Consider the following 15,524-nt stretch of genomic DNA (forward strand, 5'->3'; position numbering starts at 1 on the left):
ATGAGCTTTGCCGATAAGTTCTTCGCGAGAATATTTGGAAATGCGGCAAAAAGTATCATTCACAAAGGTAATAGTGCCAAACTTATCCGTTTCAGAAACAATAGCGGCGGCATTGAGCAGATTGGTGCGAGCTTCTATTTCTGCTGATAGTCTATCTATCTCTTCTTCGCGACGAGCTATATCTTTATGAATAGTCTTCAAAAGTAATTTCATTTTCTCTTCTGTACTTTGATAGTTTGCCTGCATTTCTTTCAAAAGAAACACTTTGTAAAATTTCCCCTTTTCATATTCAAAGGTGCTTTCAATCATTTCTGCTAATACTTTTTGCCCATCTAACTTTTTGATACTAACAACATTGGTATTGGTTTCAGATTTGAAGGGCAAAATTACATACTGCGACAAAGACGTATTACGCAAATCTACCGAAGTAGCACTGAAAAGTTGTAGAGCCGCAGGATTCGCATAGATAATTTTCTCTTCTCCTGTGGTAATTACGATAGGCTGATGGATATTTTCAAAAATATCCTTCGCCGCTTGTGGTGTTGTAAAAGCGTTCATAGGAATGAAAATAGTTTAGGTACAAGAAAAAAATGGATATTTGTATTAAGGCGCTAAGTATTTTTCTACTTGCATACCTCTTTTGATAAGGTCGGTGATATCAATTCTTACACCGATATATTTGTAAGGTTTGCCCTCGCTATCCAGTACGCCGCCAATGGTAGCAATTACCCAGTAAGGCGTTCCGTCTTTGGCTCGGTTTTTTACGATACCTTGAAAGATTTTCCCTGCTTTGATGGTATCCCACATTTCCTTGAAAACGGCTTTAGGCATATCGGGGTGGCGAACAATGTTATGAGGCTTTCCAATGAGTTCTTGGGGCGTGTATTTGGCTATTCGGCAGAAGGTATCATTTACAAAAGTAATAGTGCCGTACTGGTCAGTTTCAGAAACAATAGCGGCGGCATTGAGTATTTGAGTACGTGCTTCTATTTCTGCTGAAAGTTTATCAATCTCTTCCTCTCTGCGGGCTATATCTTTATGAATGGTTTTGAGCAAAAGTTTTATTTTTTCTTCTGAACTTTGGTATTGCGTTTGCATTTCTTTAAGCAAAATAATTTTATGAATTTTGCCTTCGTATTCGGCAAGGCTTTCTATGGCTTCTACCAAAATAGTTTTATCGTCATCAAGTTTTTTTATGTTGGCAATGCCTTTACCTTCCTCTCTTTTGTAAGAAGCAGTAAGAAAGTTTTTCAAAGGAGCATTTTTTACATCTACCGAAGTAGCATTGAGCAATTGGAGTGCCGCAGGATTGGCATAAATCAAGTTATCCAATTCGTTAGCAATCAGTACAGGCTGATGAATATTTTCGAATAGTTCTTTTACAGGGCGTAAGGAAGTGCGGGGTGTGTCCATAGTGGCTTTTGTTTTATTTGCACTACAAAAATAATATAGTTGTAACGGAGATTGAAATGAAAAAACTCACACGCTTCAATGATAAAAATCAAAAAAAGTGTAAATTTGAAAGGTAACTGCTAAACCTATGGAAAATATATCCACTGAAAAACAAATTGAACTATTAGAACAAAATTTGCACAAAGTAAAAGGCAAATTTACATTAGCAGATGCTTCTGCTATTACGGGAGTGCCTATAGAATATGCTCGCGAGGCTCTTAATGCCCTAATGAGCAAATATTTTTGCCATTTGCAAGTAACAGAAAACGGCGATTTGATTTATGATTTTGGTACTTCACCTACGCGTCGTGATGCCAAAACTTTTGCCGAATATTTCAAAGATTTTCAGAACTTTTTGTGGAAGGCTTTCAAGATATTTTTCAAAGCCTGGATAGCGGTTACTTTGGTAGTGTATTTTACCATTTTTGTAATCATTCTGCTGGCAGTTATTATTGGAAATTCGAGCAGTGGAAAAGGTAATAAAAAATCGGATAGAGGTGGAGGAATGTTGTTTAGGCTTGTGATTGATATTCTTTACACTATTTTCAGGTGGCAAACTATCCAAGAAGCAACTTATTACGAAAAAGACCGCTACGGTTACCCTTACAAAACCTATAAGCCGCAAGAAAGTAATCTTTTTTCTAAAAAAGAAAATAATCCAAAAGCCAACAAAAATTTTATTAGTGCAGTTTATGATTTTGTATTCGGACCGCCTCGCCTGAATCCCGAACCGCTGGCTAATCAGAAAGAAGCCGCCGCTTATGCAAGAAAAAACAAAGGTGTAATGGTGCTTGCAGAATTTAAGGCTCTTACAGGCTTGAATAATGAAGAAGCCGAAAACTTGATGACTGACTGCATTGCTCGCTACAATGGCTCCGCAGAAATTAGCCCCAATGCTGTTTTGTATGCAGATTTTTATGAGCTTACTCGTAGTCAAACTCAAGCCGAAGATGCTCCTATTATTTTTTATTGGGACGAGTACGAGCCTGAATATGTACTTACAGGCAACACAGCAGGAAAAAATACTTGGATAGCCTTTATGAACGGCTTTAATTTGTTTTTTGCACTCCTGATGTTAGGAGGCTACGAAGATTTTGGCAAGGATATGGGAATAAGTCCGGATATTATTTATTATGGATTGGGAGTAGTGCCTTTGGCGTTTTCAATTATTTTCTTTGCTGTACCAATTTTTAGATATTTTGCTCTTATTCCTAAAAGAATACAAAGGCACGAGAATAATATCCGTAAGCGTATTGCGAAAGTTATTTATCAGATAGGCTCTAAGAGAGATTTGAGCACGAATGAAATTCTTGCAGAAGTAAATAAAGCCGAAGGTTTGGAAAAACTTTCCCAAGCACAAGTGGAAAAAATTATGAGTAGAATGATTATTGATTGGGGTGGCGAAGCCAATGCTCAAAATGACGGAACGCTGGTGTATTCATTTTCGCAAATGCGAACAGAACTACAAGAAATCCAGCAAATCCGCTTAAAAAGAGTTGATGAAGGTTTGGGAAAAATCTATTTTGATACAAATAATTGATAAAAAAATTTGGTATTTATCAGAAATTGTTATACATTTGCACCTCATTTTAGAAAAGCAGAAAAATAGCAATATTTATGAAAAACGCATTGCTTCAAGCTGTGGAAGCCGAAGTGCTTGCCAAGCGTGCCGATATACCTGATTTTAAGGCGGGTGATACTGTGAATGTGTATGTAAAAATTAAAGAAGGAAACAAAGAGCGTATTCAGCAGTATCAGGGGGTAGTTATTCAAAGAAAAAATACCAACAGCATCAACGAAACTTTCACGGTGCGTAAAGTTTCAAATGGTGTAGGGGTGGAGCGTATTTTCCCAATTTTTTCACCAAGTATAGATAAAATTGAAGTTATTCGTAGAGGAAAGGTACGCAGAGCAAGAATTTACTACCTTCGTGGCAAAACAGGTAAAGCGGCTCGTATCAAAGAATTACAATCATAAGATTTTCTTTCATTTGTCAAGACCTTACGAACCTACAAGTTCGCAAGGTCTTGATTTTTTACAAAAGCAGTTGAGCTATCTCCTCAGCTACGGTAGTTCCAATTGCCACGCCCATACCATTCAGAGCTACACCAACAGCAATATTTTTGGTACAACATTCTACAATCGGCTTACGATTGGGGGTAAATGCCATTATACCAGCCCAAGTTTGTTCTATTTCAAAATCCTGATTAGGAATAATAAGCGTTTGTAACTTTTCAATTAAATTGTTGATGATTTTGGGTGTATTTTTGAGTTCGGTGGAGGTTTCTCCTTCAAAATCCAAATTTCTGCCTCCTCCAAATAAAATTTGGTTCTTGCCTACATTACGAAAATAGTAAAATCCTTCGTCAAAATGAAAATTCCCCTTGAACAAAAGTTTTTTCAAGGGTTTGGTAACCAAAACCTGCCCTCTGCCCGGCTTTACGGGGTAATGAGAAAAAAACTGCCCCACAAAACCATTGTTGCAAATAGCTACTTTTTTTGCATAAAAAGAAATTTCCTGATTAACAAGCACTTCTACACCATTTTCAAAATCTCTGAACTGATTTACATTACAACCATTCAAAATTTTTACTCCTTTTTTCTGCACATATTCCATCAAGGCACTGATGAGCTTGCCTGAATGTAATTGCCCTTCAAAGCCATTGTAAATGAGCATTTTGGCAAGACTTTCGTTAAAGCCAAATTGAGCAATTTGCTTCTGTGGGCTAATATGAAAGACTTTTTCTTGGAAAATAGGATTTAAAAGTTTATTCAGATACTCAACTTTTTGCTCAAAGTTTTCGGATATTTCCAAAATAATTTCATAACTGCCCGCTTGTTTGTATTCCATTTTTTTATCTGCAATACGCTTTCGTAAAGCCAGCAAGCCTCTCCAACGTTTTTCTACAAGCTCCAGCATAGCTTTTTCGCCTACTGCTTCAATATCGGCAAGCAATTCGGTAGGTTTGCCAAAGCAAGCAAATCCTGCATTTTTTGTGCTTGCTCCCGAAGGGAAAACACCTTTTTCTAAAATCAGGACTTTGGATTTTGGCTTTTTTTCTACCAAACTTGCCGCTACCGACAAGCCCACCAAGCCACTACCTACAACAATGTAATCGTATTTTGTGAAACTCTCTTTTTCCCAATAGCTGAGCATATATTTGTGGTTATGAAATTTTCAAAATATTCACAAAAATTTTCACGAAATTACGAAAATTTCGTCATAATTTTATGCAAGGGTATTGGGTTTTGTTGTAAAACATAAAAGCCAGCACTTTCGTACTGGCTTTGCTTCAAAGGAAATTTTTATTACGAAGGTCTTTTCTTAGGGTTTGCTTTGCGGGTAGAGTCTGCATTTTCGGGGCGTTTTTTCTTACGAGCCGTATCGGTTTGCTTTTTAGCATTCTGAGCCTCTTGCAAAGTTCGCAAAGCGTTATCAACATTGGTTTCAGCGGTACTTAAAGTGCTGTTGGCATCTTTGATAAGTCGGTAGGCTTGGTCGGAAGATTTATCGCCACGAGTCAGCATTTTTTCCACTTGGGCAATGGTTTCTTTGGTTTGGTCGCTGAGACGGATGATTTCACGCAAATCTCTCTTGTCTATTTCTACACGGGGGGAAGTAGAAAGGTCTATCAATTCACGTGATTTGCGTTTCATTGTTTCCATACGGGTTTCCAAATTGCTCAACTCATACACAAATCCTTGCGTAAAAGTATAGTTGGCATCAGACATTTTCTTGATTTTTTCTTCTTCATTGCCAATGCCTTGGGCTTCTTTCCATTTGGCTTCGGCTCTTTTTAGTTCATCGTCCAATACAGAGGCAAAAGCAGGATAAGTAGCTCGTAATTTTTTAAGTTTGGAAACATTAGCTTCCCAATTACGGGTTTCACCTTCTACGGTTTTTTTGCAAGCCCATAAAGTTACAAGGGCAAACAGAAATAGTGCTATTTTTTTCATACAAATTTGTTGGTTTAATACGGCTTCAAGTTGTAAAAAAAAAATGGCTTCGTATTATGCTTTTTTACGATAAATGTCTTTTTTTTGACGAAAATGCCTTTTGAAACAATGAATGCGTGAAATTTCTTTACCAAAAACACACAAGTTCTTAAAAAATATCTTTAATTTGCGGCAGGCTTAGTTTGTTTTCCAATGAAAATTTTTCGGGCAGTTCTACTCATATTTTGGAGTGCTTTTCTGACAGCAGCCTTGCAGTTTAGGCTTACAGAAATCCCTTTTTTGAAAAATTATGTACCTGAAAAATTGGCTTCAGCTCCGCCTTTGGGGAGGTTTTTAGACCCCTTCAATGGATTTTGGCAAAATGCAGAAGCCAAAAAGCGTCCTACGGATATCAAGATACAAGCCCCAGAACTAAAAGATAAAGTAGAGATTTGGTTGGATAGCCGACTGGTGCCGCATATTTTTGCTCAAAACGACTATGACCTCTATTTTGCACAAGGCTATATGATTGCCGCTGAAAGGCTCTGGCAAATGGACTTTCTGACACGTTTCGCCGCAGGCAGGTTATCAGAAGTTTTAGGTGAAAAAGCCCTTGAAATTGACCGCTCCCAACGCCGAATGGGTATTTTGTACTCAGCCGAAAGAACCCTTGCAAATTTGAAAGATAGCACTTCTCGAATGGTTTTGCAGGCTTATGCTGATGGGGTAAATGCTTATATCGCTTCGCTGAAACCTCATCAACTCCCTTTGGAATACAAAATTTTAGACTATTCTCCCGAGACTTGGTCGCCGCTGAAATCTGTGTTGATGCTCAAATATATGGCTTATGACCTTTCTATTGCTTATACTGATGATTTTGCCAACAGCCTTGCCGCTTCAATGTATTCAGAAAAAGCCATAGATAGCCTTTTCCCTAATGTGCCGTTTCGCATAGAGCCTGTTATTCCTCAAAAAACACCTTTGGATTTCAAACCATTGAAAAAACCCCAAAGACCGCCCAAATATGATTCCATCAGTAGGGCTTTACATCAAAATTTGAAAGAACTGCAAAGTCTATTGCAAGCCCAAGCCACAGGCGAAAAAGTAAAAGGTAGCAATAATTGGGCTATTGGAGCTAAAAAAAGTGAAACAGGCTTTCCTATTCTTGCAGGAGACCCCCATTTGAGCCTAAAACTGCCATCCATTTGGTACGAAATGCAACTCGTTAGCCCTACTTGTAATGTGTATGGGGTAACTTTACCCGGCACGCCTACTATTGTAATAGGCTTTAATGAAAAAATTGCTTGGTCGCTTACCAATGCTTATACCGATGCTTCCGATTTTTTCCAAATTCGTTTCAAAGACGATAAGTTGGACGAATATTGGCACAATGGTACTTGGAAAAAAACAATGACACGCAAAGAAACTATCAAGGTAAGAGGTTTAGAAAAAGAAATACCCGAGTACATTCGTTACACACATCACGGGGCTATTATTTTGGAAACCCCCGCCAAATTGGTTGCAGGTGAGCCGAATAAACTCTATTCTTTGGAAGTCCCTTACAGACACGCTTTACGTTGGACAGCCCACGACACTACCACTAACGAAATTATTGCTTTCTACAAACTCAACCGAGCTACCAATTACAGAGAATTTCAAGAGAGCTTTACGACTTTTGGCTATCCTACTCAAGTAGTGGCATATGCCGATGCCGATAAAAACATTGCTTTGCAAGTGATTGGCAAAATTCCTTTACGTTGGAATGGGCAAGGCAAGTATGTTTTAGATGGTTCTAATGCCGCTTACGAATATCAGGAGTTTATTCCTTATAGTCAGAACCCCAAAGTTTTTAACCCCGAGCAGCAATATGTAGCTTCTGCAAATCAACTTATCACCGATACACTCACGTATCCGTATTACTTGGGTTACGAGTATGTTTCGCCCGAAAGAGCTATTCGTATCAATGAACGCTTGCGTTCTTGGGCGAAAGTGAAATATGAACAAATGCGAGAATTGCAAAATGATGTTTTGGGCATACACGCTCGCGAGTTGCTTCCTGCTTTGTTTTTGCTTTTAGATAGCACAAAAGTTTCAAAGGAGGGACAAAAAGTTTTGCAAATCCTAAAAAAGTGGGACTACCTCTACAAAGCCGAATCGCTTGGAGCTACTTGTTTTGAGGTATGGTATGATGAACTTCGCAAAGCCATTTGGGCTGATGAATTGGGTAGTATTTCACATTATCCTGCCACCGACCAGCTGATTAGGCTCGTTTTGAAAGATACAGCTTCCCATTGGATTGATAACAAAAACACCAAAGATATCAAAGAAACTTTGAAAATGCTTGTACAAGAAAGTTTTGAAAAAGCCACCCAAACATTGCAAGGTAAGCATCAGGGCAATGATGAAAATTGGGCTTGGGGCAAATACAAAGGCTTTGAACTGAAACATTTGCTTATCCCGAATTTGGGTATCAAGAACCTTGTTACATCAGGCTCTAAACGTACCGTAAATGCCACTGGTAGCGACCACGGACCTTCGTGGCGTATGGTAGTGCTATTAGGTGCAAATACCCCTAAGGCTTATGGGATTTATCCGGGCGGGCAGTCGGGCAATCCGGGCAGTTTTTACTACGACAATATGGTAGAAAATTGGCGTTTGGGCGAGCTGGAAGAGTTGATTTTCCTTAAAAATACCCAAAGCCGTAACCCAAAAATTCTGACCAAAATTGTAATGGAGAGAAACTGATGCAAAAAATCGTCATCAAAAAGTTTGGTCCTTTACAAGAAATTGACCTTGATGTCAAAGATGTAATGCTTTTTATAGGTTCGCAAGCTACGGGTAAAAGTACCATTGCTAAAACAATTTTCTTTTTCAAATCCCTAAAAGACGATTTGTATAAATTTTTTGTAGAATCTTTTGAAAAAAATAATTTTGATAAGCCATTAGGCAGTTTTGCTAGAGCCATTCGGCAAAAATTTCTCAATTACTACGGAGCAAGTACGTATCTTGAAAATATTGAGTTGCAATACTTTTATAGCCAAGAAGTATGGATAAAAATAGATTTAGAGAAAAATAACAAATTCATAACCCCACAATTCAGTAAAATTTTCAGAGATTTTTTTAATGAATTATCATCAGATATACAGAGTTTTGCCCAAAAATACCATAGTCGGAACATATCCTTGCTTTCCAGCAAAGATTTGCAGGAGATGGCAGAACAAAAAAATTATTTTTTCAAAAAAATGCTAGAGACTTGTGAAGGACTTTTTCAGGATAGCCGAGAACTTATCTTTATACCTGCGGGCAGAAGTCTGTTAGCAGTGCTATCAGAACAATTACAAAATATAAAAACCCGAAATTTAGATTTTCTTACCCGAAATTTTCTTGAAAAAATTAGTCTAATTAGACCTTTTTTCAGAAAATCCTTGCAGGAAATTTCAATGGAAAGAAAAGAGTTTTATGGATTAGAAAAGGAGCAAATTAAAAGGTTAGACCTTGCCATTGCAACCATTGAAAAAATATTAAAAGGGCGTTATCAGTCGGATATTGGCGGAGAGAGAATTTTTTATAGCAAAAATCAATATGTCAAGCTCAATTTTGCTTCATCAGGGCAACAAGAAATTTTATGGATTTTGCTCTTACTATTTCTTGCAATTTTAGAAGGTAAAAGTGTATTTGTGGTTATTGAAGAGCCAGAGGCACATCTTTTCCCTGAAACTCAAAAGGAAATTGTTAATTTAATAGCGTTGTTAGTGAATCAGACTGCTTCGCAAGTTATCATAACAACGCATAGTCCTTATATTTTGGCATCCTTGAATAATTTAATGTTGGCACATAGAGCCGCAAAGTTCAATCCGGAAAAAGTGGCTGAAAAAATTTCCAAAGAATTTTGGTTAGAAAACTCGCTTATTTATGCAGGTTTAGTAGAAAAGGGAAAAATAAACGATATTCTTGATAAAGAGCTTCATTTTATACAACAAGAAAAATTAGATGCTATTTCGCAGGTTATCAATGAGGAATTTGATTTTCTATTTCAAATTGAAAATTCATAAAAAAGATGTCTTGCCAGCCTTTTGTAAAATGCTATGATTTCGTAGCCGAAAAGCGAAAAATTGTAACTTTTACCGATAAAAATTCTAAAACTACTTTTATTTTTGAAAATGAAAAGCAAGATGAACTTACCAAATATCGTGTAGATGGCTGTTTGATTGATGAAAAGGACTCAAAATGTGATTTTTTATTGCTAAATTGCACGCAACAAAAGTCTTATTTCATTGAGCTAAAAGGTTCAGATTTGCTGAAAGCAATCGCCCAAATTGAGCGTTCTATTGAAGTTTTGCATAGCCATTTTCAAAATTTTGCCGTTGAGGCAAGAATTGTGCTTACACGTACCAATACAACAGACCTCAAAAGCACCAAACTTGTAAAATTTGAAAAAAAGTTAAAAGAATTAAATGGTAGCCTACGAAGGCAAAATAAAGAAATGAGAGAAATCAATTAGCCTAAAACTTTTTCTAATGAAATACAAACGAATACTTTTGAAACTTAGTGGAGAAGCTCTTGCAGGCGATAGGCAGGAGTATGTTATCAATCCGCAGATTTTGGAGCGTTATGCCAAAGAAATCAGAAAGGTGGTAGAAAAAGGCGTACAAGTAGCTATTGTAGTAGGGGGAGGCAATATTTACAGAGGTTCGGAGGCAAATGTTTCGGGTATTGATAAGGTACAAGGCGACTATATGGGAATGCTCGCTACTGTTATCAATGGAATGGCTCTGCAAAGTGCTATTGAAAAGCAGGGTATTTATACTCGTTTGATGTCCGCCATTCGGATAGAGCAAGTGTGTGAGCCTTTTATCCGCCGAAGAGCTATTCGCCATTTAGAAAAAGGACGTGTCGTGATTTTCGCCGCTGGCACAGGTAATCCTTACTTTACTACCGACTCCGCCGCTTCTTTACGTGCCATTGAAATTGAAGCCGAAGTAGTGCTCAAAGGCACCAAAGTAGATGGCATCTATACCGCAGACCCAATGAAAGATGCTACGGCTACTCGGTATGCCAATCTTACTTTTGACGAGGTGTATCAGAAAGGCTTGAATGTAATGGATATGACAGCTTTCACGCTTTGCAAAGAAAACAATTTGCCGATTATTGTGTTTGATATGAACCAAGAAGGAAATCTTTTGCGTATCGTAGAAGGCGAGGAGGTGGGAACTCTCGTGGCTATGGAAGCCAATTAGTTGTAAAACAAAGGCTTGTATCTTATTGCTTACAGAAAAATCAGTTTTTAATTTTTCCAAAATAGTGTATTGTATGTACAATTTTACTCTTTTTTTGCACTCTTGGTCGCGTTGGTTAGTTTTAATTTTGGCAGTAATTGCTATTTTCAAGGCTATGGCGGGTTGGCTTGGTAAGCAACCATTTAGCAAGCAAGATAATATTTTGGGAGCGTCTTTTGTGGGTTCTATGCACTTGCAACTGCTTTTAGGCTTGATTTTGTACTTCTTTTTAAGCCCTATGGGACTTAACGCTATCCAAACGGTAGGAATGAAAGAAGTAATGAAAAGCCCTTTGTATCGCTATTGGGCAGTAGAACATCTGACAACAATGCTTCTGGCTGTGATTTTGGCACAAGTGGGCAGAATACAAAGCAAAAAAGCCTCTACCGATTTATTAAAGCATAAAAAAGCCTTCATTTTTTATACGATTGCTCTTGTGTTGGTTTTGAGCCGAGTGCCTTGGGATAGGCTGGGTAGAGGATTGTAATATTTGCTAATTATTTACGTTCAAAACGTTGGGAGTTTTGAAGTTCAACACTTTAGGAACTTGCCTGATAGCAATTATCTAAAATCCTGTTTCCTTACTGCAAATTAGACCTAAACAATTACAAATTTTGAATAGCAGTTTGGTTGGGTATAAAAATGTGGGGTTTGCTTCTTTTTCAACCATAGAGAGGCAAATTCCTTTTTTTGTTTTGCTTTTGCTTCTTTTTTCAGAAAAGATATTTGCCCAAAAAGTCTTAAAACTACATTTTCGACCATTTCAGGCTTATTCTTATCAAGAAAAATTTCCCGATTCGGTTTCAAGAGAAAGCTATTTGCAAAATTTTTTGCAAGAAATCAGGCAAAAAGGCTTTTGGTATGTTCGTATTGGAGAAAAACAATATCAAAATGAAACTTTGCTTGTAGAAATACAAATGGGTGAGCGTATTCATTGGAAAGAGCTACGTCAGGGAAATGTAGAAAAGACTTTTTTGGAAAAAATCCATCTTGCCAATTTCTCTCAACAGCCTTTTGATTATGAGGAGTTTCGCAAAATTACCGAAAAAATTCTTTCAAATGCCGAAAACAAGGGCTATCCCTTTGCTCAAGTGTATTTAGATAGCCTGCAAATAGAAAACAATCAGGTATCGGCAAGTTTATTGATGCAAAAGGGCTTTTTTGTAACTTGGGATACAATAAGCCTGAAGGGTAATTTGAAAATCAAGCGTAAATTTTTAGAAAAATACCTTCAAATCCGAAAAAATGAGCCTTACAGCCAGCAAAAACTTCAAAAAGCAGAAAAATTACTCAAAAATTTAGGATTTGTAACTTTTCATAAACCTACTGAAATTGTCTTTGAAAGTCAGCAGGCGAAACCTGTTTTTTATCTCAATCAGGGGCAGAGCAATGCCATAGACGGAGTGCTTGGTTTTATGCCCAATGAACTCGCCCCGCAACAACTCTTGCTTACAGGGCAAGCTCAAATTCGCTTACGAAACCTATTCAATTCAGCCAAAAGCCTTGAATTAGAGTTTCAGCAAACCAAACCTCGCCACCAGTTGCTTAATGTTTTTTACAAACACCCCGTTCTTTTGGGTTCTCGCTTGCAAGGAGAATTTGATTTCAAACTCTTACGAGAAGATACCAATTTTGTCAATATTTATCGGAACATTCGTTTCGCCTATCTTTTGAACGAAAAATCCTTTTTGAAGTTTTTTGGTGGTTGGCAAACCTCACAAACAGGTTTTACACCCAAACCCAACAATCCTTTACCTCTTAGCCAAGAAACACGCTACAATTTCTATGGAATAGGTTACGAATGGAATAGCACGGACAATCTTTTTTTACCTAAAAATGGCTTACACTTTTTTGGGCAGGTGCAAATAGGCAACAAAATAATTACACCTATTCCTTTTCTACCCGATAGCCTTTACCAAAATATTGAACTCAACTCTTTACAAACGGCTTTGGAAGGGCAGTTTCATTACTACAAAATGCTTAATCGCAAAAATGGTATGTATGCACGCTTGGGGGGAGCAAAGTTATTTAATCCGAATTTGGTGCAAAATGAATTGTATCGTTTGGGGGGCTTGCTCAATTTGCGAGGGTTTAATCAGAATTTTTTCTTTGCCTCGGCTTACTTGCTTGGCACTTTGGAATACCGCTTTTTTTGGGAAGAAGAAGCCTATTTTTTCTTTTTCTACGACCAAGCCTTTTTGCAAACGCAAATTTTACAAAATCGCTCACAAGAAACCCCTTTGGGCATAGGCGGGGGGATTAGCTTTCGCACCAAAGGGGGGATATTTAACCTAACGTATGCTTTGGGAAAATCTGAAACTCAAAATTTGAGCGTAGCTAAATCTAAAATACACTTCGGATTTACAAGCAGATTTTAGAAGCGTTTCAAACTCGTAGAGCGAAACTCTCCGTCAGTAATTTGCAATTCTGCTCCCGAGTCATTGACTACCGTACCATAAAACTTTCCTGCATAAACCTTTTGCACCGTATCTATTTCGGTAATAGTGAATTTGCCATTTTTGAAAGAGTAAGTATCAAAGGTGTTGCTATATTTGGGATAATAAAGACCATAAGCCTTGTTCGGGCTATTGGTAGCTCCTGTAAGTAAGAGGTCGTATTCGCCTACTTGGGTGGCATTTACATTGATGTTGATAGTTTTTTCGTTTTGGTGCATATTGCTGGTGATATTGCAGGTAAGCATAGAGCCTACAAGATTGCCGTAGCTTGCATTCCAAGCAGAAGTTTCTACCAATACGCCATTGACTTTGAAACGCACAAAGCTATTGGGGTTTGTGCTTGGCTCATTGTTGCTTTTTTTGCCACAAGCAGAAAGAATACTAACGAAAACGACAAGAGAGAGGATTTTTTGAAACATAATTGTGAGATTTAAGGGTTAAACTTACGCCAAACTAACATCAAAATTTGTGCCAAAGTAAAAAAAGCCTTTCCACAAGAAAGGCTTTTTTCCGTATGAAAAAGTGTTAAACAGGTGTTTGAATAACCAAGTATCTATTCTCGTACATAGATACTTTTTCCGCTGTAAAGGTAACCAAAAAATTAGCAAAAAAGTTAAAAAAAATCTTGAATTTGTCCTAAAATGCTTACAGGCGTTAAAATAAGCACAATTTTGGGATAAAATTTAGGTTACATTATCAATTTGCCAAATATTGATGGTTCTATCATCACTGCCGCTCAGAAGCCACTGAGTAGCTTTGTGCCAAAGCAATTTATTGATAGAAGTGCCGTGTCCGGCGTGGCGGGCTTTATCAATTACTTTCAGCAGTTTGAATGTTTGACTATCCCAGATTTTAATAGATTTATCCATACTGCCCGTAGCAAAATACTTTCCACAAGGGCTACTAACTATATGATTGATAGCAAACAAGTGGGCAGGAATATCCTCTACGAGAGTATAGTTTTGGACTATATCCCATATTTTTAGGTGGGCATCTCTTCCGCCACTGATGAGGTATTTTCCACAAGGGCTATACATCAGCGAAAAAACCGAATTTTTATGAGCTTGCCATTCGTACAAGCGTTTTTTTTGCTTTACATCAAAAACTCTGATATGATAATCGCTGTAACCTACGGCTAAATGCCTATTTTCGGGGTGCAAAGCTAAAGAGCGTGCAGAAAGCATACTATCCAGAAAGGTGTGCTGAATACGCCAATTTTCTATATCAATCATTTGCACAGAGCCATCGGCATTGGCGGCGAGCAGATAGTTTTCGTAGTGTTTGAGGTCAAAAATAGCATTTGAGGTGGTTTTAAGTGTTTTTTTTTCTCGCATTTGGTTTATATCAATCCAATGCAAGCCTTGCATATTTTGCCCAATAATGAGGGATTCGTATTGAGGAATACTGAGTAGAGCATAAACAGAATGAGGAACTTGTGCAACCAACTTGCCAATTTCGGGCTTTTGTAAGTCCCAAATGGCGATGAGACCATCGCCACCAGCCGAAAAAAAATGATAGTCGCTAATACCTTTTTCCAAACTATACACACAATCGCGATGCCCCGTGAGGGTATTTATTTTCTGAGCATTGAGCCTTTTCATTGAAATACTTTTTTGCTACAACAACAAAAAAACCTCATAGGTTTGCAAGCCTATAAGGTTTTGGTAAAATGACTATAAGTTTGTAGTAAAATTTACATTCAAAAATGCAGAAGGTTTGAAGGTTCAAGAGTTTGATAGTTCAAAGTCTTGTTTCTTTCCTCTGTGGAAGGTTTATTAAGAAGCATCGGCTTCGTTTTCATCAGCATCTGTTTCGCCCGTGATGCCCTGTTTCCACTTTCTATAACGGGCAGAAATTTTACGGGCAATTTTTTCGTAATTTTTCCAATTATCCTCTACGTGGTAAATGGAAGGCAAATCGGCGGCAAGGGTTCTTTCGTAGTCTTTTTTGTATTTACCACTTTGGTAATAATACTGACAAAATTCGTTTCCTTCTTCATTGAAAAGCTCCGAACCCAAATAGCCGTCCCATACAGCACTGAGAATTGAGCAACTGATTTGCCTACGGCGAAAACGCAAAATTTGTAAAGCCGCTTCTTCTTCAAAGAAATCGCTGTACAAATCATTTTCGCAAATCCAGCCTAAAAACATTCCTATATGTACATACGCCTGCTCAATAGGCAAGACACTGGGAAAGTTTCCTAAAAAATGATGCTTGGCTCTATCGTAAATGAAATTTTTATGCTTATTGGATTGAGATAAGACCGCCATACGTGTATCTTTTTAGCAATTCAAATTTAATAATTTTTTTTGAAAAAAAATCAAATTTTTCTAATTTTTTTCGCAAAAAAGAAAAATTGAACGCAAATCTCCCTGTTTTTAAGGCTCATTTTTTACACTTATGA

Annotated in this window: 15 protein-coding genes; 8 read left to right on the top strand and 7 right to left on the bottom strand. The window is 37.6% G+C overall.

Annotated features, from left to right (window positions below):
• Together ACWITO_RS05335 and ACWITO_RS05340 are read right to left on the bottom strand one after the other, a co-directional pair.
• A partial coding sequence (locus ACWITO_RS05335) for a PAS domain-containing protein (protein ID WP_448528970.1) occupies positions 1-558 on the bottom strand: 558 nt, incomplete at its 3' end.
• Between the two features lie 45 nt (positions 559-603).
• Positions 604-1,413, bottom strand: coding sequence for a PAS domain-containing protein (locus tag ACWITO_RS05340; RefSeq protein ID WP_448528971.1), 810 nt, complete (start codon positions 1,411-1,413; stop codon positions 604-606).
• A 127-nt stretch (positions 1,414-1,540) separates the two neighbouring features.
• On the opposite strand from ACWITO_RS05340, the gene ACWITO_RS05345 reads away from it, so the two are divergent.
• On the top strand, positions 1,541-2,992 hold the full coding sequence (locus tag ACWITO_RS05345; protein WP_448528972.1) for a hypothetical protein: 1,452 nt from the start codon (positions 1,541-1,543) through the stop codon (positions 2,990-2,992).
• Positions 2,993-3,069: 77 nt separating this feature from the next.
• Positions 3,070-3,429 (top strand): 50S ribosomal protein L19, encoded by a 360-nt coding sequence (gene rplS / locus ACWITO_RS05350; RefSeq protein WP_101359459.1) that lies wholly within the window; start codon positions 3,070-3,072, stop codon positions 3,427-3,429.
• A gap of 58 nt (positions 3,430-3,487) precedes the next feature.
• Here rplS and ACWITO_RS05355 read toward each other — a convergent pair whose 3' ends face one another.
• On the bottom strand, positions 3,488-4,609 hold the full coding sequence (locus ACWITO_RS05355; RefSeq protein ID WP_448528973.1) for an NAD(P)/FAD-dependent oxidoreductase: 1,122 nt from the start codon (positions 4,607-4,609) through the stop codon (positions 3,488-3,490).
• A 152-nt stretch (positions 4,610-4,761) separates the two neighbouring features.
• On the bottom strand, positions 4,762-5,409 hold the full coding sequence (locus tag ACWITO_RS05360; protein ID WP_448528974.1) for a hypothetical protein: 648 nt from the start codon (positions 5,407-5,409) through the stop codon (positions 4,762-4,764).
• A 192-nt stretch (positions 5,410-5,601) separates the two neighbouring features.
• On the opposite strand from ACWITO_RS05360, the gene ACWITO_RS05365 reads away from it, so the two are divergent.
• The 6 genes from ACWITO_RS05365 (at position 5,602) to ACWITO_RS05390 (ending at position 13,042) form a co-directional block, all read left to right on the top strand.
• Positions 5,602-8,133 carry a penicillin acylase family protein gene (locus ACWITO_RS05365; RefSeq protein WP_448528975.1) on the top strand — a complete coding sequence of 844 codons (2,532 nt, stop codon included), beginning with the start codon at positions 5,602-5,604 and terminating at the stop codon, positions 8,131-8,133.
• Entirely contained in the window at positions 8,133-9,440 is a 1,308-nt protein-coding gene (locus tag ACWITO_RS05370; RefSeq protein WP_448528976.1) for an AAA family ATPase, read from the top strand. The genes ACWITO_RS05365 and ACWITO_RS05370 overlap by 1 nt, the downstream gene beginning before the upstream one ends.
• Before the next feature lie 5 nt (positions 9,441-9,445).
• On the top strand, positions 9,446-9,889 hold the full coding sequence (locus tag ACWITO_RS05375; RefSeq protein ID WP_448528977.1) for a hypothetical protein: 444 nt from the start codon (positions 9,446-9,448) through the stop codon (positions 9,887-9,889).
• Positions 9,890-9,905: 16 nt separating this feature from the next.
• Positions 9,906-10,625: a UMP kinase gene (gene pyrH / locus ACWITO_RS05380; protein WP_448528978.1), complete on the top strand. Its 720-nt coding sequence runs from the start codon at positions 9,906-9,908 to the stop codon at positions 10,623-10,625.
• 73 nt (positions 10,626-10,698) lie between these two features.
• Positions 10,699-11,151, top strand: coding sequence for a hypothetical protein (locus tag ACWITO_RS05385; protein ID WP_448528979.1), 453 nt, complete (start codon positions 10,699-10,701; stop codon positions 11,149-11,151).
• A 208-nt stretch (positions 11,152-11,359) separates the two neighbouring features.
• Positions 11,360-13,042, top strand: a complete 1,683-nt coding sequence (locus ACWITO_RS05390) for a POTRA domain-containing protein (protein ID WP_448528980.1) — start codon at positions 11,360-11,362, stop codon at positions 13,040-13,042.
• Here ACWITO_RS05390 and ACWITO_RS05395 read toward each other — a convergent pair.
• From ACWITO_RS05395 to ACWITO_RS05405, 3 genes are all read right to left on the bottom strand, one after another.
• Positions 13,039-13,539 (bottom strand): hypothetical protein, encoded by a 501-nt coding sequence (locus ACWITO_RS05395; RefSeq protein ID WP_448528981.1) that lies wholly within the window; start codon positions 13,537-13,539, stop codon positions 13,039-13,041. The two genes, ACWITO_RS05390 and ACWITO_RS05395, sit on opposite strands and share 4 nt — an antisense overlap.
• Positions 13,540-13,803: 264 nt before the next feature.
• Entirely contained in the window at positions 13,804-14,721 is a 918-nt protein-coding gene (locus ACWITO_RS05400) for a WD40 repeat domain-containing protein (RefSeq protein ID WP_448528982.1), read from the bottom strand.
• 174 nt (positions 14,722-14,895) lie between these two features.
• Complete coding sequence (locus tag ACWITO_RS05405) at positions 14,896-15,390, bottom strand: DUF7832 domain-containing protein (RefSeq protein WP_448528983.1); 495 nt, start codon at positions 15,388-15,390, stop codon at positions 14,896-14,898.
• Between the last annotated feature and the right edge of the window lie 134 nt (positions 15,391-15,524).

The organism is Raineya sp. (genome assembly GCF_053497555.1).